Annotated in this window: 20 protein-coding genes; 7 read left to right on the forward strand and 13 right to left on the reverse strand. The window is 40.2% G+C overall.

Annotated elements, in window-relative coordinates; genetic code table 11:
• Positions 1–69 precede the first annotated feature (69 nt).
• From FA047_RS14215 to FA047_RS14230, 4 genes are read right to left on the reverse strand one after another with little or no spacing between them, the layout of a single operon-like run.
• A complete protein-coding gene (locus tag FA047_RS14215) occupies positions 70–813 on the reverse strand; it encodes a zinc ribbon domain-containing protein (protein WP_136836744.1) in 744 nt (247 codons plus the stop codon).
• On the reverse strand, positions 813–1,910 hold the full coding sequence (locus tag FA047_RS14220; RefSeq protein WP_136836745.1) for a Nif3-like dinuclear metal center hexameric protein: 1,098 nt from the start codon (positions 1,908–1,910) through the stop codon (positions 813–815). Before FA047_RS14220 ends, FA047_RS14215 begins: the two co-directional genes overlap by 1 nt.
• Before the next feature lie 20 nt (positions 1,911–1,930).
• Positions 1,931–2,290, reverse strand: coding sequence for a TM2 domain-containing protein (locus FA047_RS14225; protein ID WP_136836746.1), 360 nt, complete (start codon positions 2,288–2,290; stop codon positions 1,931–1,933).
• Positions 2,283–2,603, reverse strand: coding sequence for a DUF2752 domain-containing protein (locus tag FA047_RS14230; RefSeq protein ID WP_136836747.1), 321 nt, complete (start codon positions 2,601–2,603; stop codon positions 2,283–2,285). Before FA047_RS14230 ends, FA047_RS14225 begins: the two co-directional genes overlap by 8 nt.
• 68 nt (positions 2,604–2,671) lie before the next feature.
• Between FA047_RS14230 and mfd the strand changes: the two genes are divergently transcribed.
• Positions 2,672–6,028, forward strand: a complete 3,357-nt coding sequence (mfd, locus tag FA047_RS14235) for a transcription-repair coupling factor (RefSeq protein ID WP_136836748.1) — start codon at positions 2,672–2,674, stop codon at positions 6,026–6,028.
• Positions 6,025–6,240 carry a DUF3820 family protein gene (locus FA047_RS14240; RefSeq protein ID WP_136836749.1) on the forward strand — a complete coding sequence of 72 codons (216 nt, stop codon included), beginning with the start codon at positions 6,025–6,027 and terminating at the stop codon, positions 6,238–6,240. The genes mfd and FA047_RS14240 overlap by 4 nt, the downstream gene beginning before the upstream one ends.
• A gap of 18 nt (positions 6,241–6,258) precedes the next feature.
• Here FA047_RS14240 and ccsB read toward each other — a convergent pair whose 3' ends face one another.
• The 3 genes from ccsB to FA047_RS14255 all read right to left on the reverse strand — a co-directional run bounded on the left by ccsB (position 6,259) and on the right by FA047_RS14255 (position 11,551).
• Positions 6,259–9,531: a c-type cytochrome biogenesis protein CcsB gene (gene ccsB / locus FA047_RS14245; RefSeq protein ID WP_225872742.1), complete on the reverse strand. Its 3,273-nt coding sequence runs from the start codon at positions 9,529–9,531 to the stop codon at positions 6,259–6,261.
• 320 nt (positions 9,532–9,851) lie between these two features.
• Positions 9,852–10,661: a phosphatidate cytidylyltransferase gene (locus FA047_RS14250; protein ID WP_136836750.1), complete on the reverse strand. Its 810-nt coding sequence runs from the start codon at positions 10,659–10,661 to the stop codon at positions 9,852–9,854.
• Positions 10,658–11,551, reverse strand: coding sequence for a CPBP family intramembrane glutamic endopeptidase (locus tag FA047_RS14255; protein WP_136836751.1), 894 nt, complete (start codon positions 11,549–11,551; stop codon positions 10,658–10,660). The genes FA047_RS14250 and FA047_RS14255 overlap by 4 nt, the downstream gene beginning before the upstream one ends.
• A gap of 52 nt (positions 11,552–11,603) precedes the next feature.
• Between FA047_RS14255 and dusB the strand changes: the two genes are divergently transcribed.
• Both dusB and apaG read left to right on the forward strand, forming a co-directional pair.
• Entirely contained in the window at positions 11,604–12,611 is a 1,008-nt protein-coding gene (gene dusB, locus FA047_RS14260; protein ID WP_136836752.1) for a tRNA dihydrouridine synthase DusB, read from the forward strand.
• Between the two features lie 33 nt (positions 12,612–12,644).
• Positions 12,645–13,031: a Co2+/Mg2+ efflux protein ApaG gene (apaG, locus tag FA047_RS14265; protein WP_136836753.1), complete on the forward strand. Its 387-nt coding sequence runs from the start codon at positions 12,645–12,647 to the stop codon at positions 13,029–13,031.
• Positions 13,032–13,040: 9 nt separating this feature from the next.
• Here the strand turns inward: apaG and FA047_RS14270 are convergent, their stop codons facing one another.
• Positions 13,041–13,736, reverse strand: a complete 696-nt coding sequence (locus tag FA047_RS14270; RefSeq protein WP_136836754.1) for a zinc metallopeptidase — start codon at positions 13,734–13,736, stop codon at positions 13,041–13,043.
• A 226-nt stretch (positions 13,737–13,962) separates the two neighbouring features.
• Between FA047_RS14270 and FA047_RS14275 the strand changes: the two genes are divergently transcribed.
• Positions 13,963–15,258, forward strand: coding sequence for a DNA recombination protein RmuC (locus FA047_RS14275; RefSeq protein ID WP_136836755.1), 1,296 nt, complete (start codon positions 13,963–13,965; stop codon positions 15,256–15,258).
• Between the two features lie 136 nt (positions 15,259–15,394).
• Here FA047_RS14275 and thiL read toward each other — a convergent pair whose 3' ends face one another.
• Positions 15,395–16,435 carry a thiamine-phosphate kinase gene (gene thiL / locus FA047_RS14280; protein ID WP_136836756.1) on the reverse strand — a complete coding sequence of 347 codons (1,041 nt, stop codon included), beginning with the start codon at positions 16,433–16,435 and terminating at the stop codon, positions 15,395–15,397.
• Between the two features lie 127 nt (positions 16,436–16,562).
• The gene (gene nadA, locus FA047_RS14285) at positions 16,563–17,555 is read right to left on the reverse strand and encodes a quinolinate synthase NadA (RefSeq protein WP_136836757.1); all 993 of its coding nucleotides are present in this window, start codon (positions 17,553–17,555) and stop codon (positions 16,563–16,565) included.
• A 499-nt stretch (positions 17,556–18,054) separates the two neighbouring features.
• On the opposite strand from nadA, the gene nadB reads away from it, so the two are divergent.
• Both nadB and FA047_RS14295 read left to right on the forward strand, forming a co-directional pair.
• Positions 18,055–19,641 (forward strand): L-aspartate oxidase, encoded by a 1,587-nt coding sequence (gene nadB / locus FA047_RS14290; RefSeq protein WP_136836758.1) that lies wholly within the window; start codon positions 18,055–18,057, stop codon positions 19,639–19,641.
• Positions 19,642–19,645: 4 nt separating this feature from the next.
• Positions 19,646–20,155 carry a gamma carbonic anhydrase family protein gene (locus FA047_RS14295; RefSeq protein ID WP_136836759.1) on the forward strand — a complete coding sequence of 170 codons (510 nt, stop codon included), beginning with the start codon at positions 19,646–19,648 and terminating at the stop codon, positions 20,153–20,155.
• Here FA047_RS14295 and FA047_RS14300 read toward each other — a convergent pair whose 3' ends face one another.
• From FA047_RS14300 to FA047_RS14310, 3 genes are all read right to left on the reverse strand, one after another.
• Positions 20,156–21,784, reverse strand: a complete 1,629-nt coding sequence (locus tag FA047_RS14300) for an Ig-like domain-containing domain (RefSeq protein ID WP_136836760.1) — start codon at positions 21,782–21,784, stop codon at positions 20,156–20,158.
• Positions 21,785–21,927: 143 nt separating this feature from the next.
• Positions 21,928–23,790: a tRNA uridine-5-carboxymethylaminomethyl(34) synthesis enzyme MnmG gene (gene mnmG / locus FA047_RS14305; RefSeq protein WP_136836761.1), complete on the reverse strand. Its 1,863-nt coding sequence runs from the start codon at positions 23,788–23,790 to the stop codon at positions 21,928–21,930.
• A gap of 87 nt (positions 23,791–23,877) precedes the next feature.
• Positions 23,878–25,737, reverse strand: a complete 1,860-nt coding sequence (locus FA047_RS14310) for an ABC-F family ATP-binding cassette domain-containing protein (RefSeq protein WP_136836762.1) — start codon at positions 25,735–25,737, stop codon at positions 23,878–23,880.
• Positions 25,738–25,750 lie beyond the last annotated feature (13 nt).

Here is a 25,750-nt window from a genome sequence, read left to right on the forward strand (position 1 = left end):
CTACTCAAAATTAAACATAAAAAAAGGCCAGAAACAAGTTCTGACCTTTTTATTAATCTTTATACCTGACTAAGCTGGCTGTTCTTCCTGAGTCAATGCTTCATCAACAAGGATTCTTCCACAGTGCTCACATACGATGATTTTCTTGCGCTGACGGATATCCAACTGACGCTGAGGAGGAATCTGGTTGAAACAACCTGAGCAAGAATCACGGTCGATAGTTACCACCGCCAATCCGTTATTTGCATTTCCTCTTAATCTCTTATAAGCAACCAAAAGTCTGTCCTCAATTTGAGTCTCTGCCTTTTCTGATTTTTTATTTAAAGATTGTTCTTCCTTTTCAGTTTCTGCAGTAATCGTTTGAAGCTCACCTTTCTTAATATCAAGATCTTTTCTTCTTGATTCCAGATCAGCAAGAGCTTTTTCATAGATTTCAGTTTTCTGAGTAATATCAAAACCAAATTCTCTGATCTTCTTCTCACATACTTGAATTTCAAGAGTTTGGATTTCAACCTCTTTAGTTAAAGCATCATATTCACGATTATTTTTTACGTCTTTTAATTGAGTCTCGTATTTCTTGATCAAGTTCTGAGCTTCTTTGATCATATTTTTACGTGTTACAATGGCATCTTCGGTATCATCCAATTCGCCTTTGAATTTTTGTATACGTGTTTCAAGACCTGCAACTTCATCCTCTAAGTCAGCTACTTCCATTGGCAATTCACCACGAATCTGACGTATCTTATCAATCTTAGTATGCAGGGTTTGTAATTCGTATAAAGCTTTTAGCTTTTGCTCTACAGTTTGTTCCATTAAATGAAATAATTTATGGGGTTTGTGTTATGCTCCGTTAAACGGATTGCAAAGTTAGGAAATTTTTCTTGAATAATATCTATCAACAAATCAGATGTAAATTGTTCACTTTCAAAGTGTCCGATATCGGCGATCACTATTTTTTCTTCCGCGTCAAAAAACTCGTGGTATTTGAAATCGGCTGTTACAAAAGCATCGGCTCCCGCAGCTATCGCCTCTTTCAATAAAAAGCTTCCCGAGCCACCACAAACCGCTACTTTTTTTATCCTCCTCGGCAGTAGTTTAGTATGGCGGATCACACTGGTATCCATGCGTTCCTTCACCAGCCTCAAAAAATCCCGGCCATCCATCTCTTCGTCCAGCCAGCCTACCATTCCCGCACCTACCGTCTCCAGCTTATTTTCAAGCGGATAAACATCATACGCCACCTCTTCATAAGGATGATGCTCGAATAATGCCAGCAATACTTTGCGTTCATCCTGGGCCAGAAAAACAGTTTCTATCCGTACCTCCTGTTCATGATGCTGTACACCCTGCTCACCAACGAATGGGTTTGTATCTGCCGCAGCTTTGAAAGTTCCCGTCCCCTCGCCGTTGAAACTGCAATCGCTATAATTTCCAATACTGCCGGCGCCCGCATCAAACAATGCGCCTCTCACACCGGGAGCCAAAGCTGCCGGACAAAATGTCACCAGCTTTTTCATCAATCCTCTTTTAGGACTCAAAACTTTTGTCCCCTGTAATCCCAGACGGTCGCAAATCACACCATTAACCCCGTTTTTCACGTGATCAAGATTGGTATGAATGGCATATAGCGCAATGTTATTTTTGATCGCTTTTAGGACTACGCGCTCCACGTAAGTCTTTCCGGTGATCCTTTTGAGTCCTTTAAAAACAATTGGATGATGCGTGATGATCAGGTTACAACCATGCGTAATGGCCTCGTCAACAATAGCTTCCGTGCAATCCAGCGCAACCAGCGCGCCCTGAATTTCCTGGTTAACATTTCCGATGATCAATCCGGAATTGTCATAATCTTCCTGGTAATTTGAAGGGGCGTAATCTTCAAGGTACTTAATTAGCGATGATAATCTCATGCCATAAAAATAAGAAAATCCTATTGGATATTACCCATCTTTACCATTTGCAAACTTTCAAATACCATACGCTGATTGTATTCAAAAGCAAGCGTTTTGTGGTTTACCAAATCTATGATTGTACCGATAAAACATAATCCAATGGTAAAGAAATACAAAACCCCCATACCGATCTGGTTTACCAGAAACCTCGGCAATCCCGGAACAAAAAACCCTAATATACAGTACAATACCATATCATCCGGATTCCTTCTTTTGCTTCCGTAGATCATCAAAAATCCCCTTAGTTGTTGTTCACTAAATCCTGTAGTTGCGCTTTGCAAGTACGAATATTCTTGGGGTGTGATACCCGGCAATGTCATAAATGGTGAATCAAACATATCTTTCCTCCTTATAATTTACTTTATTTCCTCTATTCAATTTTATCAAAATCACTATTCTATACAAAATGATCAGCAGCGCCGGTAATCCAAACCAGTGATGCGCAAAGCTCTCTCGAAAATTGCCATGCAGCAACTGGGTAATCGCCCTTCCTATTCCACAGCCCGGACACCATTCAAAGCCCATATTTGCCAGCGGACAAAGTGTAAAATGATGCTCGTGCCCATGAACCTCCGGATTAGCAAATCCAAGCAATAAAAGAGCTGTTATCCAGAAAACGAGTTCTATCCACCCGGGCTTCTTGCTGTTCATTTTATTTTAGATTGATTAATACATCCTTTGTTACATTTAAAGCTCATCATAAATATTACATTTGTATTGTGAACATCCGCGACCTGATCAATCAATACAAAACAGATGAGCGCATTGTAGCATTGGCCAAAGCATTAAACGCCGCCAAAGGTAACAAACTTCAGCTAAAAGGCTTAGTTGGTTCCGCCGATGCAACAATTGCAATAGCTACATATTTCCTGCTCCACAAGCCCATTTTATTCGTCATGCCAGATAGGGAAGAGGCTTCTTATTTCCTTGCCGACCTGGAAAGTATCCTGGACAAGGAAGTCTTGCTATTCCCTTCTTCATTTCGTAAAGCTTTTGAATTCACCCAGGTAGACACGGCAAATGTACTTGCAAGGGCAGAAGTACTGAATGAACTCAACCATCATTCTGAATATGGAAAGATCGTTGTGACTTATCCAGAGGCGCTTGCTGAAAAGGTGATCAACCGCGAAATGCTAGAAAAAAACACCCTTGAGATCAGCATAGGGGCGAAGCTGGGCATCGACTTCATCAATGAATTCCTGATCGACTATGATTTTGACCGTACAGATTTTGTTTACGAACCCGGACAATTCTCCATCAGGGGTGGTATTGTAGATATTTTCTCTTTCTCACACGACCTGCCTTACCGAATTGAATTTTTTGGTGATGAAGTAGAGAGCATCCGCACCTTCGAAATTGAAAGCCAGCTTTCTGTAGATGATGTAAAAACACTGACCATCATTCCCAATGTACAGTCAAAATACCTGACAGAGAACAACATCAGCCTGCTTGATTACATAGAAAAAGACACACAACTCTGGTTCAAGGATGTAGAATTTACACTGGACATTGTCAAACGCGGTTATAAAAAGGCGGTTGAACTCTGGAAAGCACTTCCTGTGAAAGAAAAACAGGAAAACCCGGATTGGATAGACCCTAAATTTGCCTTTACAGATGAGAAGTTGATGGCAGATACTTTCCAGGATTTTACCCTCACAGAATTTGGAAAGCAGTTTTTCTATAAAACGGACCATGTCTTCATCTTTGAGACTCGTCCACAGCCCTCTTTCAATAAAGATTTTACTCTGCTGATCCACAACTTAAAAGAGAATGAAAAGCAAGGCATCCACAATTTCATTTTCAGTTCATCTACCAAACAAACCGAAAGGCTATATGCCATTCTCGATGACATAGATAAATCGGCCAAATTTGTGCCGATCAATATACCCCTGAGGGAAGGCTTCGTAGATGCGGCCCAAAACGTGGCGTTTTACACCGATCACCAGATCTTCGACCGTTTCTACAAATACAAACTAAAAAGGGGGTATCAGCGCAGTCAGGCAATCACACTCAAAGAGCTGAGAGACCTGAAGCCCGGTGATTTCGTAACCCATATAGACCACGGAATAGGCAAGTATGCCGGCCTTGAAAAGGTAGAGGTAAATGGCAAAACGCAAGAAATGATTCGCCTTGTGTATGCCGATAATGACCTGCTTTATGTAAACATCAATTCCCTGAATCGTATTGCAAAATACAGCGGAAAGGATGGCACAGCGCCTAAAATGAATAAACTAGGTACCGAAGCATGGGACAAACTCAAGAAAACCACCAAAAAAAAAGTTAAGGACATAGCCCGCGACCTCATCAAGCTTTATGCCCTGAGGAAAGCACAGGTAGGTACTGCTTTTGACCCAGACGGCTACCTGGAAACAGAATTGGAGGCTTCCTTCATTTATGAGGATACCCCGGACCAGGAAAAGGCGACCAGCGATGTAAAAAGGGATATGGAAGCCCCGCATCCAATGGATAGGCTAGTGTGTGGCGATGTCGGCTTTGGTAAAACAGAGATTGCCATCAGAGCAGCCTTCAAAGCAGTAGCCAATGGCAAACAGGCAGCGGTGCTTGTGCCAACAACCATCCTTGCCCTGCAGCATTTTAAGACATTTTCAGGCCGTTTAAAAGGCTTTCCGTGTAATGTTGACTACATTAACCGCTTCAAGACCAATAAGCAGATTAAAGACACCTTAGCCGCCGTAGCAGACGGCAAGGTAGATATCATTATAGGCACGCACCGCTTACTCAGCAAGGATGTCAAGTTCAAGGATCTTGGAATCATGATCATTGATGAGGAACAGAAGTTTGGGGTCACCTCCAAAGAAAAACTGAGAGCGCTAAGGGTGAATGTAGATACACTTACCCTCACGGCGACACCAATTCCACGTACCCTTCACTTCTCGTTGATGGGCGCCCGGGACTTGTCCATCATGAGTACTCCGCCTCCAAACAGGCAGGCTGTCAATACAGAACTTCACGTATTCAATGATAAACTGATCCAGGAATCTGTTCAATATGAACTGGACAGAGGAGGCCAGGTTTTCTTTATCCATAACCGGGTAAACGACCTTCCTCAATTGGGCGGACTGATCCAAAAGCTGGTTCCAAAAGCACGCATTGGTATTGCCCACGGACAACTGGACGGTGATCAGCTGGAAGACGTCATGCTCGATTTTATCAATGGAGAGAAAGATGTTTTGGTGGCCACGACAATTATCGAGGCCGGGCTGGACATTCCCAATGCCAACACCATCATCATCAATCACGCGCATATGTTTGGCCTAAGCGACCTGCACCAGATGCGTGGCAGGGTAGGCCGTTCCAATAAAAAAGCTTTTTGTTACCTGCTAAGTCCTCCCTTAAGCACGCTTACCTCAGAAGCGCGCAAACGCCTCAGCGCAATCGAAGAGTTTTCAGACCTCGGAAGCGGCTTTAATATCGCAATGAGAGATTTGGACATCCGCGGCAGTGGAAACCTCTTAGGAGCAGAGCAAAGTGGCTTTATTGCTGAAATAGGGTTCGAAATGTACCATAAGATCCTCGACGAGGCCATTCAGGAACTGAAAGATGACGAGTTTAAGGATTTGTTCAAAAATGAGCCCCTTCGTCCGTTTGTAAGCTTTACACAAATAGATACAGATCTGGAGCTATACATACCGGATGACTTTGTAACCAATATTACCGAAAGGTATAATCTGTATACTGAACTTTCAAAAATAGAAAACGAAACCGAGTTAAAGGTATTCGAGAAGTCTATGAAAGACCGTTTTGGGCCGGTGCCTAAGCCTGTAAAAACTATGCTAAATGTATTGCGTTTGCAATGGGTGGCAAAGAAACTGGCCTTCGAAAAAATAACCTTCAAAAAAGGTACTTTAAGGGGTTATTTCATCACCGACAAACAATCTGCTTTTTTCGATTCGGTAATGTTCAATAAAATATTGCACTTTGCACAGATACACCCAAGGCTTTGTAACTTAAAGGAAGTAAAAGACAGCTTGCGTATTGCATTTGACAACCTCAATTCAATAGATGAAGCGGTAGAAATGCTGGAGATGGTAGTCAATCAAAATCAAAACTCATGAACCCTCAACTATTAAAAGACTTGGTAACCATGCAAATGCCCTTTGGGAAATACAAAGGTCGCATTATATGTGACCTTCCCGAATCCTACCTGGTCTGGTTTCACCAGGAAGGCTGGCCTCCTGGTAAACTTGGAGAAATGATCGCCACCCTTTACGAAATTAAGCTCAATGGTCTTGAGTATTTGCTCCAGCCGTTAAGGAAATCCAAATAACCCAATCCTCATCCTGAGTTAAGCCCTCCGATTCGCATACCGGCGATACGAAATCACACCAAGCACCAGTACCACACCCACCGTGATATATACCCATGATGGAACAGGGATCGGATCACCTGCCGCGTACGAATGCAGTCCGGTCAGGTAATAGTTTACCCCAAAGTACGTCATGATGATGGTAGAAAAACTAACCAGCGAAAGCAGGTTAAACAGATACTTACTCTTTAATCCTGGGATCAGTCGCACGTGCAGCACAAATGCATAAATGATCACAGAGATAAAGGCCCAGGTTTCCTTGGGATCCCAGCTCCAGTACCTGCCCCAGCTTTCATTTGCCCAGATACCGCCCAAAAAGGTGCCGACGGTCAGTAAAAATAACCCTACCGTAAGCGACATCTCATTTACAATGCTCAGTTCAGTAACAGATGCTTTTACCTTTGCGCTGATCTTGTCATTGTCAATGATGTACAACACCAGCACTACAGTTCCCAATAAAGCACTAAGCCCAAAAAACCCATAACTGGAAGTGATGATCGCTACGTGAATCATCAGCCAATAAGATTTCAGCACCGGTACCAGAGGTGTAATTTGAGGGTTCATCTGAGATCCCCCATGTGCAAAACCCATCAGGATCACCGCAATCAGACATCCAGCGGCGGGGATAAAGGCATTTGCATTTCTATACATCAGCAAGCCCGATAATACGCCAATCCAGCTAATAAACAATACAGCCTCATAACCATTGCTCCAGGGTTCATGTCCTGAAATATACCACCTTACCCCAAGCCCGACAGCCTGAAGGAAAACCGCAATGGCGATCAGCCCCAGTACAAATGTCACTAGTCTATCCAGTACTTTACCATTTTTAAATAATTTAATAAAAGCAAGAGATAAGATCATGACGCCTAAAAGCGCATAGGCAATCATCAGGTTCAAAAACAAGTTCCAGGAGTTGTACCTGATCTCCCAGGCTATCTTAGCCGGCGAAGGAACCACTTGCTTTCCGTGCTTCAATTGCAACGATTTTAAATGCTCCAGTTTGGATACTGCCGAAGCCCAGTTACCGTTTTGCTGCGCCGCTACGACGCTGCTGAAATAAAGACCTACGGGGCTTGATATCGCGTCAGTTCCATTTGGGTTAAAAGGCATGGCAATCCAAGTGTTGTTAACATCTCCGGCTATTGGAAGTACCCTTAAGTACTGTCCTTCCAGCAGTTGCTGCATGGCATAAAGCTTATCGTTCAGCTCCAGCACTTCCTTGTCGTAAGTACCCTGATCTGCGGGCTTTTTTGCAAATGCCATTAGATAATCATCCTTTAAAATAAATTCTGCCGATCCATCTGTACTCAGCTTTAACAGGTTGACCATTGAGGTGTAACCATTTGCATCAGCTTGTACCCGTTTCAACAACTCAGGCCCACCCTTACCGCCAACCTTAATCAGCGGAACGTTTACCCAGCTAAAGGGCGAGGTCGCTGCCGAAAGGAAAAACTGGTTTGCAGTGAGGTTGTGAAACTTATCCTTACGAAACAGTTTTCTCAATACTTCTAGCGCCATCGTATTTACAGGCTCAATCCGCCCGTCGATATTCTGAACGAGCAGACTTCCGAACTGATCTGCGTGGTCTTTATCAATGGATACTGATGATGCAAATACAGCTCCATCCACTGTTTTGGTTTGCAGGACTTTTTTTACGTCAGCTTTATGGTCATGCTCCACTGCTGCTGCGGGTCCGTGATCGTGGTTGTGCTCTTCTCCGGGCTGGTGCATATGCTGACTGCCATCTGTTCCGTGCATGTCTATTTTCTGACTATATGCAGCACCAAATGGCATAAACAGCAGCAGCAGCAATACCTTAACAGATTTAGAAGATTTGGAGATTGCCTTTAATTGCTCATTGAGTTTGGAGAAATGAGTCCCCTTCCAAAATAAAGTCACAAACATTGCCAAAAACAACAGCGTATAACCCAGATAGGTAATATTTGCTCCCCATGCATCGTGATTTACCGACAGTATTGTTCCCAGTTCATCCGGATCAAAACTAGCCTGAAAGAAGCGATATCCGGAATGGTCCAGCACATGGTTCATAAAGATCTTATAGGGCCTTTCCGTGCCATCATTTTGAATAATTACATCCGATGAATAAGCGGACGGACTGCTGCTGCCCGGATATTTTTCCATTTTGAAGTCTACCAACTTCAGTGAAAAGGGGGCGGGATAAATTTTAGAACCATAGGCCATCGCGATCCGCAGTCCGCCTATCTCGCTTTGGTGCTGGAAGTTGGTCATGCCCTTTCCACCATAAAACGAGACAGTATCTATTGCCGTCGGCGTAGTCACCTCTACGGTCAACAGGTCGGGATCATGTTCGTGAGTTTTCTTATCGCCTTCAAAATGCATGATGTGCCCTGGGGTTGCCGGTTCAGGCACGACAAATGCTAAGTTGCCATAAGTGTACAGGCTTCTTAAATTAAAAGGCTGCGGCTGATCGTTTCCTGAAACCGTTTTACGTTCCTGGGTGGCCATGATCATGTAATTACCTTCATAGGGCGATGAGATCTGAAAGCTGCCGGAAGTATCGTCTATATTGATGGCACCCTGGGTAGGTTTATTATAGCTGAGTAAAAGGTTTTGCACGAGCTTCACGCTTCCCTCAGGTATGTATTTGTTCACCCTCGCGCCATTTTCCAACACCACCAAATGCAGGATCTTTTCCCCTCCTGCGGTTTTTATCAATGAATCCTGCGCCCTGGGATAAAAGTCTATCACTTTAAACTTAACCCGTTCGCCCTGAAAGTCGTATTGTTCTGATAATGTCTTTCTAAAAGGTTTAAGATAGCCCGGTATGCGGTTTGAGATCAAAGTAACCGGCAGATCATTATAAGCCAGGGCCTGTTCACCCTTGCCAATCTGCACTTTAAAAAATGTAGCATCCGAAATGATCTGATTGGTAGACTCTCCCTCCCTGATGGGCATAGATCCCTCAAAGCTCACATACCTGGTGATACAGCCTCCTATGAATATGATGATGAATGCCAGGTGAAAAACCAGCAGGGGTAATTTCTTGAGCTGATAAAGTCTGTAGCGGCCAATGTTGCCGATAAAATTGATTACCAGGATCAGCATGATCAGCTCAAACCACCAACAATTGTAGATTAATGCCTTCGCAACAGGAGTTCCATAGTCGTTTTCGACAAAGGTGCCCATTGCCATTGAGAATGCAAACAAAAGTAACATGGTCCCCATTAAGCGGGTAGAAAACAGGATTGAGCCTAACTTTTTGATCATAGCGGGCAAAGTTACATTCGCAACGATTCCAAAGAACATCTTTACTACACTAACTTTGTTACTTAAAGAAGAAATGACACAACAATAACATGTGCCAGCCTTCATATCAATGAAACCCGTCCCATCGCATTGCTCATGCAGCAGTATAACAAGCAGGTAAATAAGCGCTCTGGCCTTTACCTTCACTCTATTCAACTAAAGCCCTGCTTCGTATTATCTAAAGGGTTGCTGCGATTGGAAACGAACTAACCCTTAAGCAAATGTGCAGAAAGCCTTAAGCAGAAGCAAACGGAAACCTAAAAGAGCTTTAAATAAAGTCCTTATTTCAATAAAAGATAGAGATAAGCATAAACTACTGGCGCAGCTATTAAAAGTCCGTCAAAACGATCCAAAAAGCCACCATGGCCAGGAAGAAAAGTGCCAGAATCCTTTACATCCAGACTTCTTTTCAGCATGGATTCTACCAGATCTCCCAAAGTACCGAAGCCCACGATCAAAATAGCCATTCCACCAAATATAAGCGGATGGATTTCAGTGAAAAATAAGGAAATTAGGAAAGACACCAATAATGTAGTAAATATTCCGCCAAAGAAACCTTCCCATGACTTTTTAGGCGAATGGCGCTCAAACAAACGTCTTTTTCCGAATTTCACACCAAAAAGATATTGACCTGTATCGCTTGCCCAGAGCATGAGCAGGAAGGAGAGCGGCAGATGAAAGTTATATTCGCCTGCCTGTTGTATGAACCCGAGTGAATAAAAAAAGCAAAACGGAACGGTGACATACACAAAACCTACAAATGTGTAGGCAATATTGGAGAACGGGATTTTTTCTTTCTTATAGAGTTCACTGATGAATACTGAAAATATCAATGGGACGATCAGCAGCATAAACTTGTTTTCGAACTGCAGCAAATGATAGCCGGCAGTCATCAAAAAGATGAGTCCGGCGGCAAACAATGCAATATTCCTATGCGGACGAATACCCGCCGTCTTGATGATCCCAAAGAATTCAAATAAAGCAACCAGACTTAAGATCAAATAGAAAAAAGTAAAAGTATAAGGTCCCAAAAGAATGGAGCCCAACATTACTATAGTAAAAAAGAAAGCGGTTATAGCCCTTGTCTTCATTTTGTAGTTTGCTTTTTAAAATATTGAAATGCCAGAATGCTCAGTGCAAAACTGATCAGATAGCCATACCAGGCAAAATGCATTCCCTCTGCGTCGGACAAAGGTAGGTTGTTTTTTTTCATATACCATGCCACACATACGGCATAGGCGTTGTTCAAGAAATGTCCGAAAATGGCATACCATAAACTTCCACTCCAGAAATAAATATATCCAAATGCTGCACCCATTAAAAACCTGGGTAAAAACCCAAAAAACTGAATATGTATCGCGCTGAATATAAATGCTGAGCACCAAATGGCCACATGTGGGTTATTGAATATTTTAGTAAACGAACGCTGTATAGCTCCCCTGAACATCAGTTCTTCTGCCACAGCAGGAACAATAGCAATCATGACGATATTGATAACCAAATCCATGATTCCTTTCATGTCCAGCAGCAGTAAGGTAATCGCTGCTGTTTCATCTTCCTTATGTCTCATCCAATCTCCCAGCCATTTTAAATACCCGGGAAATGTCATTTTTTGGTTGATAGCGACAGTCCATTCCAGGAAAGGCATGGATACAATAATGATCAGCAAGACCATGGCAAGCCAGGAAACTTTCGGTGTGTCAAAACCGTAAAATTTCTTGATACTTCCTTTCTCTGTATAAGCTAGAAACAAAGCAGGAATCATAAATATACCTATTGAAGTGGCAATAAGCATGATTCTCATACTTCCTATATAATTTGAATTATCCGAATCCATCAGCGCTTCCAGGCCATAAATTCCTACTACTATAAGTGCGGCTATGATTGAAACCAGGAGCAAGCTACCCATTACATACATCACCAATCTGAGCAGCTGTACAATGCCACTATTTTCTTCGCGTTCCTGAGGGATGAAATCCATTTTTAATTAATTTGTACCTTTGTACTTTGAAATTTGGTTTGAAGATAGAAAAATGTCTGTAAAGATAGGAAATATAGATTTGGGTGAGTTCCCTTTGTTGCTTGCCCCAATGGAAGATGTGAGCGATCCTCCCTTCCGTTTTGTATGCAAGCAAAGTGGGGTAGACATGATGTATACCGAGTTTATTTCATCGGAAGGACTGATCCGTGATGCCGCGAAAAGCAGGGCAAAACTGGATATCTTTGAATATGAACGTCCTATCGGTATACAGATCTTTGGAAGTGAGATAGACCACATGCGTGAAGCAACAGAAATAGCTACACTGGCCGGTCCTGATCTGATGGACATCAATTACGGTTGCCCGGTTAAACAGGTTGCCTGTAAAGGTGCTGGTTCTGCTTTATTGCAGGATATCGATAAGATGGTTAAAATGACAGAAGCTGTGGTAAAAGCTACTCATCTTCCTGTAACTGTAAAAACCCGTCTGGGCTGGGATGACAATACCAAAAACGTAGAAGAAGTAGCTGAGAGACTGCAGGATATAGGCATACAGGCCTTAACCATTCATGGCAGGACCAGGGCTCAATTGTATAAAGGCGAAGCTGACTGGACCCTGATCAGGGAAATCAAAAGAAATCCACGCATTAAAATACCAATTTTTGGAAATGGCGATGTAGACAGCATTCAAAAAGCCGCAGACTGGAGGTTAGAATACGAAATCGATGGTATTATGATTGGCAGGGCTGCTATTGGATATCCATGGATTTTCAGGGAAATCAGGCACTTTTTCAATACAGGCAAAACACTGGCAGGTCCTACTATTCAGGAAAGGGTTTCAGTTTGCCGTACGCATTTTGAAAAATCAATTGCCTGGAAAGGACCAAGGGTGGGTATTTTTGAAATGAGAAGGCATTATGCCAATTATTTTAAGGGTTTACCTGATTTTAAACCTTATAGAATGCTGTTGGTCAAAGAAGAGAACATTGATACTATCCATAGTATACTGGACGAAGTGGCGCATAAATACCGCAACATTGAGCCTGTTGGCGAAATGGCTTGATTTTTGAAAAAACTTTTCTAAATTGGCATTGTAATGGTAACAGCAATCACAAACGGCATAAAAATATCAGTTGAAACAGCTTATCAGGATGATTTTTCAAATCATGATCAGCAGCGATTTACATTTGCGTACCGCATCAATATAGAAAACTTGTCTGATCATGTAATCCAATTGAAAAGACGTCAATGGTTTATATTTGATTCAAATGGTACACAACGAGAAGTAGAGGGAGAGGGTGTAGTTGGTGTTCAGCCCGTTATAGAGCCCGGATCTTATCATTCTTACGTGTCTGCATGTAATTTATCTACTGACATGGGTAGCATGAGCGGTAATTATTTAATGCAGCTCATGGTAGATAATACCGAATTTATCGTTGAAATACCGGAATTTGAACTGATCGTTCCTTACCGGTTAAACTAAAAATTATCCTTATCCTCTTTGTCTTCCAAATAATATTGAAAGGTAATAAATAAGATTGGTCATGGCACCAAGAGCCGCCACTACATAAGTCATCGCCGCCCACCAAAGTGCATCTTTAGCTTGTGTATGTTCTTCTGTGGTATATAGTATCCCTTTGTTATTTTTAAGCCACTGTAAGGCCCTTTTACTGGCATCAAATTCTACCGGAAGGGTGATGATACTAAATATGGTGATTAAAGCGAGTCCGGCTACTCCTATAGCCAATACGATGGGATTAAATGTAAAGGCGATCAGCAAAACCCCTATGATTAGTACCCATTGTAATAGGTTGGAAGTAATGCTTACTACCGGAACCATACTGCTCCTTAGATTTAACCAGGCATAGGAGCGGGCCTGCTGAAGGGCATGTCCGCATTCATGCGCAGCTACTGCTGCCGCGGCAACACTTCGCCCATAATAAACATCTGTACTCAAATTTACTGTTTTATCGGCAGGATTATAATGATCTGATAGCTGCCCGTCAGTGCTCATCACCCTCACATCGTATATTCCATTGTCCCGAAGCATTTTCTCTGCCACCTCTTTTCCTGAAAACCCCGAGTTCAATTGCATATGTGCATATTTCGAAAATTTACTTCTAAATCGCCATTGTACAAACATGCTTAATATCAGAACCGGGATAATTAAAATCAAATAAAGTCCCATTTTCGTAGTGTATGTTTTCCATCAATACTCATCGTCATTCTCTGTAACGATTACATTTTGTAAGAATCAAAAAGCGTTCCCGTTTTTCACCAATAAATCATAAAGACTTAAATTATATCTAAAAGGAAAATCATATAACTATTAAAGTTACAGTATACTTGTTTGGCGAAACCAGGTTAGGTTTGTAATATTATGTAAAATACCGATATTTGATAAAAATATTAGTATGGAAGGTATAATCATAGGTCTATTGATCATAATTTTAGTAGCAATAGTTATTTTCTTTTTTAGGAAGCCGGTTAGTAATTCTATAGCGCTGTTGCAGCTTAAAGAGGCCGAACATCAAAAAGCGCTGGACTACCTCAAAGAAGAAAAACTGAAGCTGGAAGATGAACTGGATGATCTCAGAATAAATTATATCAATGAGCACAGTAAAGCCATAAAGGCCGAAGAAACATTACTTGCCCAACGCGAGAAGCAACTGGAACAGGATAAATATATTGCTGAGTTACAGCAAAAGTTTAAAATGGAATTTGAAAATATTGCAAGTAAAGTACTGGATGAAAAAACCCTAAAATTTACTGAGCAAAATAAGGCCAATCTTGACGTAATATTAAACCCGCTTAAGGAAAATATCAAAGCTTTTGAAGAGAAAGTAGAAAAGGTATATAAATCTGAGTCTGATGAAAGAAATATACTCAAAGGGGTTATTTCCCAACTGATGGATCAGAGTAAACAGATCCAGGAGGATGCAAATAACCTGACCAAAGCACTTAAAGGAGACAGTAAAAAGCAGGGCAACTGGGGTGAGGTCATACTGGAACGAATATTGGAAAGATCGGGTCTGATCAAAGACCGGGAATATAGGATACAAACCAGTTTAAATGCTGCTGAAGGGAATAGGGTACAACCGGATGTGATTATTGATCTGCCGGATGACAAACATGTCATCATAGATGCTAAAGTTTCCCTTGTGGCTTATGAGCGTCTCGTTACCACTGATCAGGATGAAGAGCGTGAACTTTATTTAAAACAGCACATTATTTCTATCAAAACGCATATACAAGGTCTTTCCGGTAAGAATTATCATGATTTATACCAGATCAATTCTCCCGATTTTGTGCTGCTCTTTATTTCTATTGAATCTTCATTTGGAATTGCGGTTCAGCAAGATGCTGAGTTATTTAATTATGCCTGGGACAGGAAAGTAGTTATCGTAAGTCCTTCTACTTTATTAGCAACATTAAGAACCATTGCCAGCATCTGGAAGCAGGAAAGACAGAACAGAAATGTTTTGGAAATAGCAAGGTTAAGTGGTAGTATGTATGATAAATTTGTTGGCTTTTTAAGTGATATGGAAAGTATTGGCAAAAATATAAAACAAAGTCAGGATGCGTATGACAGGGCGTTAAATAAGCTGTCTACGGGAAGTGGAAATCTGTCCAATACTTCTGAAAAGATCAGGAAATTAGGTGCCAAAGCTACAAAGCAGATTGACACCAGATTTTTGGATAGTGAGTAATTGTAACATAATTTTATAACCTGCTGGTCATCGTATTCTTCGTCATCTCGAACATCGTGAGATATCTTCTAAACTATGTCTGAACAAGAGATTTCTCGTTACACTCGAGATGACGGGCGTAGTAAATACTTAAAAATTAGCCCTTAAATGCATTCCAGCCCTGAGCTTTTAACTCATGTACCACATCAGATTTGGAAACCATTTTACAGCCTGAATTTTTGTCTGTTATATGACCTATAATACTGATATCCACATCATTTTTCAATTTAGTATAATCAGCTTGTTTGATCGTAAATAACAGTTCATAATCTTCACCGCCACTCAAAGCACATATTGTAGGATCAAGTCCTAATTCCCTTGCCGTTTCGTAAGTAGTTGGATCAATAGGAATTTTCTCTTCATAAAGTGTACAGCCTTTTTCCGATTGTGTACAGATGTGCAATATTTCAGAAGCCAAACCATCAGAAACATCAATCATAGCAGTGGGCTTAATGTCCATTTGTGCCAATAAATCTACAATGTCCCTTCTTCCTTCGGGCTTTAACTGACGCTCTATGATGTAATCTTTTCCTTCCAGATCAGGCTGGATATTTGGGTTTTCCAGAAATACTAGTTTCTCTCTTTCCAGAATTTGAAGTCCAACATAAGCCCCTCCCAAATCTCCTGATACACAGATCAGATCACCTTCTTCAGCGCCATTTCTATAGCAAATGTCTTTCTTTTCAGCATAACCAATACTGGTTACACTAATTACAAGTCCTTGTTTACTGGTAGAGGTATCACCCCCAATCAGGTCGATATTGAATTTATTACATGCCAGCTCTACTCCCTTATAAATTTCTTCAACAGCTTCAAGCGGAAATTTGCTCGATAAGCCAATAGAAACAGTAATTTGAGTAGCGATACCATTCATCGCATAAATATCGCTTAGATTCACTTGCACGGCTTTATAGCCCAAATGAATAAGTGGTACGTAAGCCAGATCAAAATGTATTCCTTCCAGTAAAAGATCTGTAGAAATCAATACCTCTTTGTTATTAAAATTCAATACTGCAGCATCGTCGCCAATTCCTTTGATACTGCTTTCATGCCTGATTTTAAAGTTATCAGTGAGGTGTTTAATCAGGCCAAATTCTCCTAATTCTGCAATGTCGGTACGTTCTTTATTTTCAAACATAATATTCTTTTCTTTAAGCGGTCTTCATCCTGAATTTATTTCAGGATGCCGAACTTCATAGCCGTCTTTCTATTCCGGGATCCTGAAATAAATTCAGGATGAAGAAAGAGTTACAATTACTAAATTCTTACAATCCCAAACTTGCTGAAATTTCCAGCATTCTTTCTATCGGTTTTCTTGCTTCTACAATGATATCTGCTGGTACAGTTACCTCAGGAAGACCATTTTTTATACACAGATAAAGCTTTTCCAGCGTATTTCTCTTCATATATGGACAATCATTACATGCACAATTATTGTTTGGAGGTGCTGGAATGAAGGTTTTATCAGGACAAGCTTTTTCCATTTGATGGATAATTCCGCTTTCTGTAGCAACAATGAATTCTTTAGCATCACTGTTGATGGTATATTTCAGCAATCCTGTAGTAGATCCAATATAATCCGCCATTTTTAACACAGCTTCTTCACACTCAGGGTGTGCAATGAACTTAGCATTTGGATGACGCTCTTTTAGCTTCGTTATTTTTTCTCTGGAGAAAATTTCATGCACCATGCAGGCTCCATTCCACAACACAAGGTCTCTGCCTGTTTTTTTAGCTACCCAGGCACCTAGGTTTTTATCTGGTCCAAAGATGATTTTAGTATCTTTTGGCAAACTTTCCACAATCTGAACGGCATTTGTAGAAGTACAGACAATATCACTCAAAGCTTTTAATTCCGCTGTGCAGTTTACATATGTAATGACAATATGATCAGGATATTTCTCCTTAAATTTCTTAAATAGATGTGGTGGACAGCTGTCTGCCAATGAACAACCTGCCTTTAAATCAGGTAGTAAAACCTTTTTTTGTGGAGAAAGTATCTTCGCAGTTTCCGCCATAAAGTGAACTCCTGCAAACACGATCACATCAGCTTCCGTTTTAGCGGCTTCCTGTGAGAGACCTAAACTATCACCAATATAATCTGCTATATCCTGAATATCAGGTTCTTGGTAATAGTGAGCAAGTATAATTGCATTCTTTTCCTTTTTTAACTTTTCAATTTCTTCAAAAAGATCAAGTGTTGGATCGATCTTTTCATCTACAAAACCTTTTCTGTTTAATTCCTCTAAGGTATCCATTTTTTGTTTTTCTATTTTTTTGAAGCTGCCGTAAAGGTAAGCGCTTTCAACACTTCAATAAATTATAATTATTTAATATAAATAGATTTCTATTGTTTATTAGTGTGTTGGTATTGTTTAAAAATACTTTTTTTTAATGCTTTTATATGAGTTATTAATAATTTACTAACATTGAGATTACATTATTATTTAAAATATGATCTGATTTACAACTACATATTAAAAGCTTCAAAAACTTATCAATACCAATATGTTTATTGTTAGCGTGTGCGTAAAAAGTTAATAACCGATGCAAAGTTGCTTAAAAATAACTTAAAATATTGTGTCAAATTGCCATTTTACCTTAGCTTTAAACATTCAAAATTATTTGTTCTATTTATATCGACAAGAAGTTAACAATTATATCAACGTTGTTAACAACACTACATATTTAGTGAATTTTGGTATTTTTAGAAGGGTTTTTATAATTTTCATAACAGTTGAGTATCAATAAGAAATAATGAAAAAAGTAGATTTTTTAGTGATAGGATCAGGGATAGCAGGTTTGAGTTTTGCACTGAAGGCGGCTAAGCACGGCAAGGTGCTCATCGTGACCAAATCTAACGAAGATGAGTCCAACACTAAATATGCCCAGGGTGGGGTTGCTGTTGTTGTAGATAAAGATGATTCTTTTGAAAAACATATTGAAGATACACTCATCGCAGGCGACGGATTATGCGATCCTGAAATTGTGGAAATCGTTGTAAAAGAGGGGCCTCAACGTATAGAAGAGATTATTGATTACGGCATAAATTTCGATAAAAATCAGACCGGAGTATACGATCTGGCTAAGGAGGGGGGGCATTCTGAACATCGTGTATTACATTATAAAGATGTCACCGGGTATGAAATTGAAAGTGTTTTGTTGAAGCAGATTCATAAGAATGAGAACATAGAGATATTAACACATTACTTCTGCCTGGAATTGATTACCCAACATCATCTTGGTAAACATGTGGATAAGAGCACTGAAGATATCAACTGTTATGGCATATATGCCTTTAACACAGAGCTTAACGATGTGGAAAAGATATTGGCAAATGTGACTATCCTTGCTTCTGGTGGTGCCGGACATATTTATTCGAGCACAACGAATCCGGTTATTGCTACAGGTGACGGGATGGCGATGGTATATCGTGCTAAGGGAAAATTGAGAAATATGGAATTCATACAGTTCCATCCTACGGCTTTATATCACCCAGGAGAGTACCCGGCTTTCTTAATATCAGAGGCTGTAAGGGGATTTGGCGGAGTGCTGAGAAGGAAGAATGGTGATGAATTCATGTATGAATATGATAAACGAGGTTCGCTGGCACCTCGTGATATAGTAGCCAGGGCCATTGACTCTGAAATGAAGAAATCGGGCGAGGATTTTGTTTACCTGGATATCAGAAATAGAAAGAAGGCAGATATTTTGGCACATTTTCCTAATATATACGCTAAATGTTTGTCCATAGGTATAGATATGACCAAGGATTTGATTCCGGTTACTCCTGCTGCTCATTATATGTGTGGCGGGATTATGGTAGACGAGTACGGAAGGTCATCTATTAAAAATTTGTATGCTTGTGGCGAATGTTCATCTACAGGACTTCATGGCGCAAACAGGTTAGCTTCCAATTCCTTACTTGAAGCTCCCGTTTTTGCCCACAGGATTTACCTGGACGCGATAGAACAGTTTAAAAGTAGCGTGATTCCTGATGACATACCGGAATGGAATGACCACGGTGTAACACAGTCAAATGAGGATATATTGGTTACCCACAATCTTCGCGAAACCCAGAAGCTGATGAGTGATTATGTGGGTATCGTTCGCTCTGATTTTAGATTGGATAGGGCCATGAGGCGTTTGTATCTTTTGCACCAGGAAACGGAAGATTTTTACAAGGCAAATAAGGTGTCTGTAAAGCTTTGTGAGCTGAGAAATGTGATACAAGTAGCCTATGTAGTCATTAAATCTGCGATGGCACGTAAAGAGAGCAGGGGACTGCATTATACGACAGATTATCCTAGTCATGCCGAACAGTTAACAGACACTATATTTTAGATTTATGCCAGTTATTTTACCAGTGAAAGACGTACATCCAAAGTGGGATGAGAATTGTTTTATAGCGCCAAATGCAACTATTGTGGGTGATGTTGTAATGGGCAAAAATTGCTCTGTTTGGTTTAATGCGGTGATCAGAGGGGATGTCAATAGCATCACCATAGGCAACGACAGTAATATTCAGGATGGTGCTGTCATTCATGCTACTTATTTGAAGGCGGCTACAATAATTGGAAATAGGGTTTCTATTGGGCATAATGCAATAGTGCATGGCTGTACATTAAAGGATCATATCCTGGTGGGTATGGGCGCTATTATTATGGATAATGCAATAGTCGAGGACTATACAATTATTGCGGCAGGATCGGTTGTATTGGAAAATACACATTGCGAGAGTGGATATATTTACGCAGGAACTCCCGCAAAAAAGATAAAGCCCATTACTGAGGAGCAAAGGGCTTTATTAAATAAGCTGCCTGATAATTATATCATGTATGCTGACTGGTTCAGATAATTATTGTTTTAGAATAGTAATTATCTCATTTCTTTCCCAGTTTGCCCTGATAGAGAGTTCTTTGGGCTCATTCCAGATTTTTTCCGGCTGAAGCCTTAATTTCACATTTCCGGTATCCCATTTACCATTTTTATTGGTGTCATAAGTGACCCTGATAAAGTATTTCCCGGCTTTATAGTTGCTGAAGTTTACGGCTGTGTCTTGTCTTACAACAATAGTATTTACGATACTTTTGTTAGCATCAACAATTTCAACTATATAGCTTTTATCCTTTTCGGGAACTACAATTTTCACTTTTAATGTGCCATAATCGTCTTTACTACCAAGTTCAAATACGGTATTAAACTCTTTATTCTTTGCATTGAATATTGCTGTAAATGCCCCAGCCCCAAATTTAATGTCATAAGATTTTTTAGCCCTCCAGGGATATTTTATGGTATAAGAAAGGAAATCTGAGGTGTCTTTTAGCAGCGTGAAATCAGTTTTCGGAACTGAATCTTCCAAAAAGGTTATTTTATTTATGTTGACGCTATCTATTGGGAAATTGAAGGTAAGTCTCAAAGGTTTATTTGGGTTAATAGCTCTACCTTCAATGTTATTGGTCGCCGTCAGCACCCTTGCATAGGTCTCTTTCTTACCCCTTGTAAAGGATGCAGTATCCAGCATTTTGCCCTCGTCACTGATGACGATTTTAGTGGAGTCGAAACTAAGGTCAGTGAGCCAGACTTTCAAAGAATCATTGTTTTTATTGAACCTATACTTCTTAGAGGCATCGATCGCTTTAGGATCTATAACCGTCACCTGAGGCTTTCTCAGCTTTTGGTTGAAAGCAAATGTGATGCTTCCATCATTATTTAACCTCTTCTCTAACATTCTGAAATCAGTAGCGTCTTCTTTGAATATTTTCATATTCATGCTATCGAGGTTTTTAGTAAGTAAGATGGAATCCTTTAAAAAACCAACTTCATCAGTGGCTTGCTGATAAACCTTATCACCGCCTTTTTCTTTGATTACATAAAGCCGGTAAGTATCTTTTCGAAGGTTGTTTAGGCTATAATTACCACTGCTGTCTGTCAAAGTATAGATAGATGGTCTTGATTTTCCAAATAGCGTGTCCCGGTTTATAGGTAATATAAAAGCCAAAGCATCCAGTTCGGGTTCCCCGGTGAGGGAATTTATAATGCGACCTTTTATGCTGAGTGAGTCCAGTTGCGGACCCGTGGCGAAAACATAGGTAAAGTTCTTTACTGCATTTCCTTCGTTTACATCGGCAATTGATTTTCCAAAGTTTAACGTATACGTTGTATTCATTTCAAGCGTATCAGGAAATGATATTTCTAGTTTCTTTCCCTTAGGTTTTAAAATAGGGGGCTTAGCCATTTCGGGTGAAACAGAAAATTCTTTAAACTCATTTTGTAATTTGAAATATTCATCGAACTCTATAACTACTTTCTTCGCTTTAAAATTTGTAGTCAGATTTTCCGGCTCCATTTTTAACATCTTCGGTGGCTCCGTATCTCTTGGCCCACCTTGTGGAGTTTGAATGCTTGCACATCCCCCAAAAAGCATAATTGCAAATAGGAGGGAGGTAAAATAAGTTAAAATTGAGGAGGTGCCTTTTTTGACCATTTATATGCGCTCTGTTAAATTTAACTGTCTTTTCGACAGATAATATTAAAAATATTTAAAAGTGTCTTAAATCACATTAAAACGCTTTGGATTTACAGCTATCTTATTAAGATCCAAAATATTTAAAATCAATGATTTACGTATTATTTACTGATATGTACCATTAAAACTGATATATCTGAAGGAGAAACGCCAGAAATTCTTGATGCCTGCCCTAAAGTTCTTGGTTTTATCTTTAATAATTTTTCTCTTGCTTCTTTTGAAAGGGAAACTAGTTGAGAATAATCAAAATTCGGATTGATGTCTTTGTCCTCCATCTTTTGCATCTTGTTTACTATTTCCTGTTCTTTTTCAAAATAACTCTCGTATTTGATTTTTATTTCAGCTTGTTCAATAGTTTCTTTATCAAATTTATCCAAAAATTCATTAAAACCATTACTTACTGTTCGCATGTCATTTATTCCTACCTGAGGCCTGCTCAATAAACTAAATAGTTTAACACTTTGTGTCAGCGGGCTGGTTCCTAATTCTTCTAACAGCGAATTTGCTTCTGATTTATCTATGCCCTGTTTTTTAGCGAAATCAACTATCTGATCAGAGTTTTGAACCTTATCTTTTACAATTTGTAAGCGTTCGTCATTGATCAGTCCTAGTTGATGTCCAATAGGGGATAGGCGTATATCGGCATTATCTTGTCTTAAAAGAAGGCGATGTTCTGCTCGTGAGGTGAACATACGGTAAGGCTCTTCCGTTCCTTTTGTTACCAGATCATCTATAAGTACCCCTATATATGATTCTGATCTTTTCATGATCAGCTCGTGTTGGTCAAACACCTTTTGGTGTGCATTGATTCCGGCTATAAACCCCTGACTAGCAGCTTCTTCGTAACCAGTAGTTCCATTTATCTGGCCCGCAAAGAATAAATTGCTAATTAGCTTTGTTTCAAGTGTCAAGGACAACTGGGTAGGTGGAAAATAGTCGTATTCAATGGCATATCCTGGCCTGAACATTTTAGCGTTTTCAAATCCAGGGATTTGTGTAAGGGCTTTGTATTGCACATCCTCGGGGAGAGAAGTAGAGAACCCATTTACATAGATTTCACAGGTATTCCAGCCTTCAGGCTCTACGAAGATCTGATGTCGTTCTCGTTCAGCAAAACGGTTGATTTTGTCTTCTATGGAAGGGCAATATCTTGGTCCAAGACCTTTGATACGTCCGGTAAACATAGGTGATTTTTCGAAACCTTCTTTAAGTGTTTCGTGAACATTTGAATTGGTATAGGTGATCCAGCAGCATCTTTGTTCTTTAGGAAGATCTACATTGGTATAGGAGAATCTGCCTGGGCTTTCATCTCCCCATTGCTCTTCCATTAGACTATAGTTTAGCGAGCGTCCGTCCACTCGGGGAGGAGTGCCTGTTTTCATTCTTCCGGCCTCAAAGCCCAACTCAGTGAGTTGTTCCGTTAATCCTGTTGCGGCTTTTTCTCCGGTACGGCCACCACCAAATTTCTTCTCTCCGATATGAATGAGTCCGTTTAAAAACGTGCCGTTAGTGAGTACCACAGATTTGCCTTTGATTTCAATTCCAAGCGAAGTTTTAACGCCGACGACTGTGTTATTTTTGATCAAAAGACTACTCACCATCTCTTGCCAAAAGTCAACATTAGGTGTTCTTTCTAAAGCAAGTCTCCATTCTTCAGCAAATCTTTTACGATCATTTTGACTTCGTGGACTCCACATTGCCGGACCTTTGGAAAGGTTGAGCATTCTAAATTGCAAGGTCGTTTTGTCGGAAATGATTCCAGAGTATCCGCCCATAGCATCGATCTCTCTAACAATTTGACCTTTCGCAACACCACCCATAGCAGGGTTGCAACTCATCTGAGCAATGGTTTCCATGTTCATTGTTATGAGCAAAACTGACGAGCCGAGGTTAGCTGCCGCTGCCGCTGCCTCGCAACCGGCGTGTCCGGCACCAACTACAATAACGTCGTATTCTTTAAACATTTTGTTTATATTTTAGAATTGTTCCACGTGAAACACATGTTTAAAGCTTCCTGTTTCGGCCCAGGTTTCACGTGGAACAATTATTTTTTATTCTGATAATTCCAGCCAACGTTCCATTATGGAGTCCATTTCGCGGTTTAATTCTTCAATTGATTTCGTGATCGCTTGTATCTCTACATAGTTTGCACTATCAATGCTAAGCAATGACTCTGTTAGCTTTGCAATTGCTGATTCGATTGCAGGCATTCTTGATTCGAGGTCTTCTAGTTCCTTTTGTTCCTTGTAGCTTAGCTTTTTCGTGACTGATAGAGTAGGAGCAGGTGCAGGATTTTCTTTCTTTTTCTGCTCTGGCTTTTCCTTGGCTACATCAAGGCTTAGTCTGTATTCCGAATAGTTTCCATTGTAGATGGTTACTTCACCGTTACCTTCCATAATGAATAATTGTTCACTCATTTTATCTAAAAGGTACCTGTCGTGCGAAACAAGGATCAATACACCAGGGAAGTTTTCCAAAAATTCTTCCAATACATTTAAGGTGTCGATATCAAGATCATTTGTCGGCTCATCCAAGATTAGAAAGTTTGGATTCTGCATCAAGACTTTCATGAGGTGCAAACGTTTCTTTTCTCCCCCACTCAATTTCTCGACCATGCCGTGTTGCTTCTTAGGAGGGAAGAGAAACAAAGTCAATAGCTGAGATGCAGAGATGGTTTGACCGTCGGCCATCTTAATGTATTCTGCGTCTGACTTCACGATATCGATTACTCTTTCTTTTTCGTTGAAGGCTAATCCGCCTTGTTTGTAATAACCATATACGGTAGTTTCTCCAGTGCTTACATTCCCTTGCTCGGGTTTTAAAAAACCAGTGATGAGATTCAGTAACGTGGATTTTCCAGTTCCATTTTTACCAGCCAATCCAATTCTGTCAGCTCTTTTAAATGTATAAGTGAAATCATTGATGATTTTTTTATCATTAAAGGACTGTCCGATGTGGTCAAGTTCAAGAATTTTATTTCCTTGCCTCGACATTTTGACTTTTAAGGTAATGCTTTGGTTGTCAGTTCTTTGTTTAGTTTTACTGTCTAAGTCGTAAAAAGCATCAATTCTGGCTTGAGATTTAGTTCCGCGCGCTTGTGGCATACGTCTCATCCATTCTAATTCTTTCTTCAAAAGATTTTTGTTCTTCTGAAATGTACTCTCGTCCGAGGCTTCTCTTTCTGATTTCTTCTCGAGGAAGTAAGCATAGTTGCCGTTGTAGTTGTAAATCTTTCCTCGGTCGAGCTCTACAATCGTATTACAGACGTTGTCCAGAAAGTACCTGTCGTGAGTAACCAAAAGAATGGTCTTGTTTCCTGAAGTCAGTAATTTTTCAAGCCATTCAATCGTGTCAATATCCAAATGATTCGTAGGTTCATCCAGCACATAAATCTCCGGATCTTCTATCAGAAGCTTAGCTAACGCAATACGTTTCTTTTGTCCGCCCGATAGAGTATGAATCTTTTGCTGAAGATGATGAATACCCATTCTGCTGAGAATGGTTTTAATTTCATGTTCATACTCCCATGCATTGTGTTCGCTTAATTCTTCATATAAACGATTTAATGTTTTCTCATCCGGATTAGGATCTTCAATTAATTCCTCATACTCTTTGATCAGCTGTTGCTGCTTGTTTTCAAGAGAAAAAATAAAATCGCTGATAGAATATCCATCCGGAAATGAGGGTTCCTGATCCAGAAACCCAATTTTAACAGATTTATTCTTTACGATTTTGCCCTCTAATGGAGAAAATCTTTCAGCAAGTAATTTTAATAGAGTGCTCTTCCCGGCTCCATTTATACCTACCAGCGCTACGCGCTGACCAGTTTGTATGCCCAGGGTTAAGTTTTTAAAAAGCCATTCGTCGTGATAAGCATGGCCTAAGTTTTCGGCTGCAATTAGTGTGCTCAAAGTCTGTGTTTAA

The organism is Pedobacter frigoris, from assembly GCF_005116445.1.
GTDB classification, from domain to species: Bacteria; Bacteroidota; Bacteroidia; order Sphingobacteriales; family Sphingobacteriaceae; genus Pedobacter; species Pedobacter frigoris.

Bases quoted from the DNA above. Each gene is read 5' to 3' on its own strand.
- FA047_RS14215 (WP_136836744.1), bottom strand. From the start codon at position 813: ATGGAACAAACTGTAGAGCAAAAGCTAAAAGCTTTATACGAATTACAA.
- FA047_RS14220 (WP_136836745.1), bottom strand. From the start codon at position 1,910: ATGAGATTATCATCGCTAATTAAGTACCTTGAAGATTACGCCCCTTCA.
- FA047_RS14225 (WP_136836746.1), bottom strand. From the start codon at position 2,290: ATGTTTGATTCACCATTTATGACATTGCCGGGTATCACACCCCAAGAA.
- FA047_RS14230 (WP_136836747.1), bottom strand. From the start codon at position 2,603: ATGAACAGCAAGAAGCCCGGGTGGATAGAACTCGTTTTCTGGATAACA.
- FA047_RS14240 (WP_136836749.1), top strand. From the start codon at position 6,025: ATGAACCCTCAACTATTAAAAGACTTGGTAACCATGCAAATGCCCTTT.
- ccsB (WP_225872742.1), bottom strand. From the start codon at position 9,531: ATGATCAAAAAGTTAGGCTCAATCCTGTTTTCTACCCGCTTAATGGGG.
- FA047_RS14250 (WP_136836750.1), bottom strand. From the start codon at position 10,661: ATGAAGACAAGGGCTATAACCGCTTTCTTTTTTACTATAGTAATGTTG.
- FA047_RS14255 (WP_136836751.1), bottom strand. From the start codon at position 11,551: ATGGATTTCATCCCTCAGGAACGCGAAGAAAATAGTGGCATTGTACAG.
- dusB (WP_136836752.1), top strand. From the start codon at position 11,604: ATGTCTGTAAAGATAGGAAATATAGATTTGGGTGAGTTCCCTTTGTTG.
- apaG (WP_136836753.1), top strand. From the start codon at position 12,645: ATGGTAACAGCAATCACAAACGGCATAAAAATATCAGTTGAAACAGCT.
- FA047_RS14270 (WP_136836754.1), bottom strand. From the start codon at position 13,736: ATGGGACTTTATTTGATTTTAATTATCCCGGTTCTGATATTAAGCATG.
- FA047_RS14275 (WP_136836755.1), top strand. From the start codon at position 13,963: ATGGAAGGTATAATCATAGGTCTATTGATCATAATTTTAGTAGCAATA.
- thiL (WP_136836756.1), bottom strand. From the start codon at position 16,435: ATGTTTGAAAATAAAGAACGTACCGACATTGCAGAATTAGGAGAATTT.
- nadA (WP_136836757.1), bottom strand. From the start codon at position 17,555: ATGGATACCTTAGAGGAATTAAACAGAAAAGGTTTTGTAGATGAAAAG.
- nadB (WP_136836758.1), top strand. From the start codon at position 18,055: ATGAAAAAAGTAGATTTTTTAGTGATAGGATCAGGGATAGCAGGTTTG.
- FA047_RS14295 (WP_136836759.1), top strand. From the start codon at position 19,646: ATGCCAGTTATTTTACCAGTGAAAGACGTACATCCAAAGTGGGATGAG.
- FA047_RS14300 (WP_136836760.1), bottom strand. From the start codon at position 21,784: ATGGTCAAAAAAGGCACCTCCTCAATTTTAACTTATTTTACCTCCCTC.
- mnmG (WP_136836761.1), bottom strand. From the start codon at position 23,790: ATGTTTAAAGAATACGACGTTATTGTAGTTGGTGCCGGACACGCCGGT.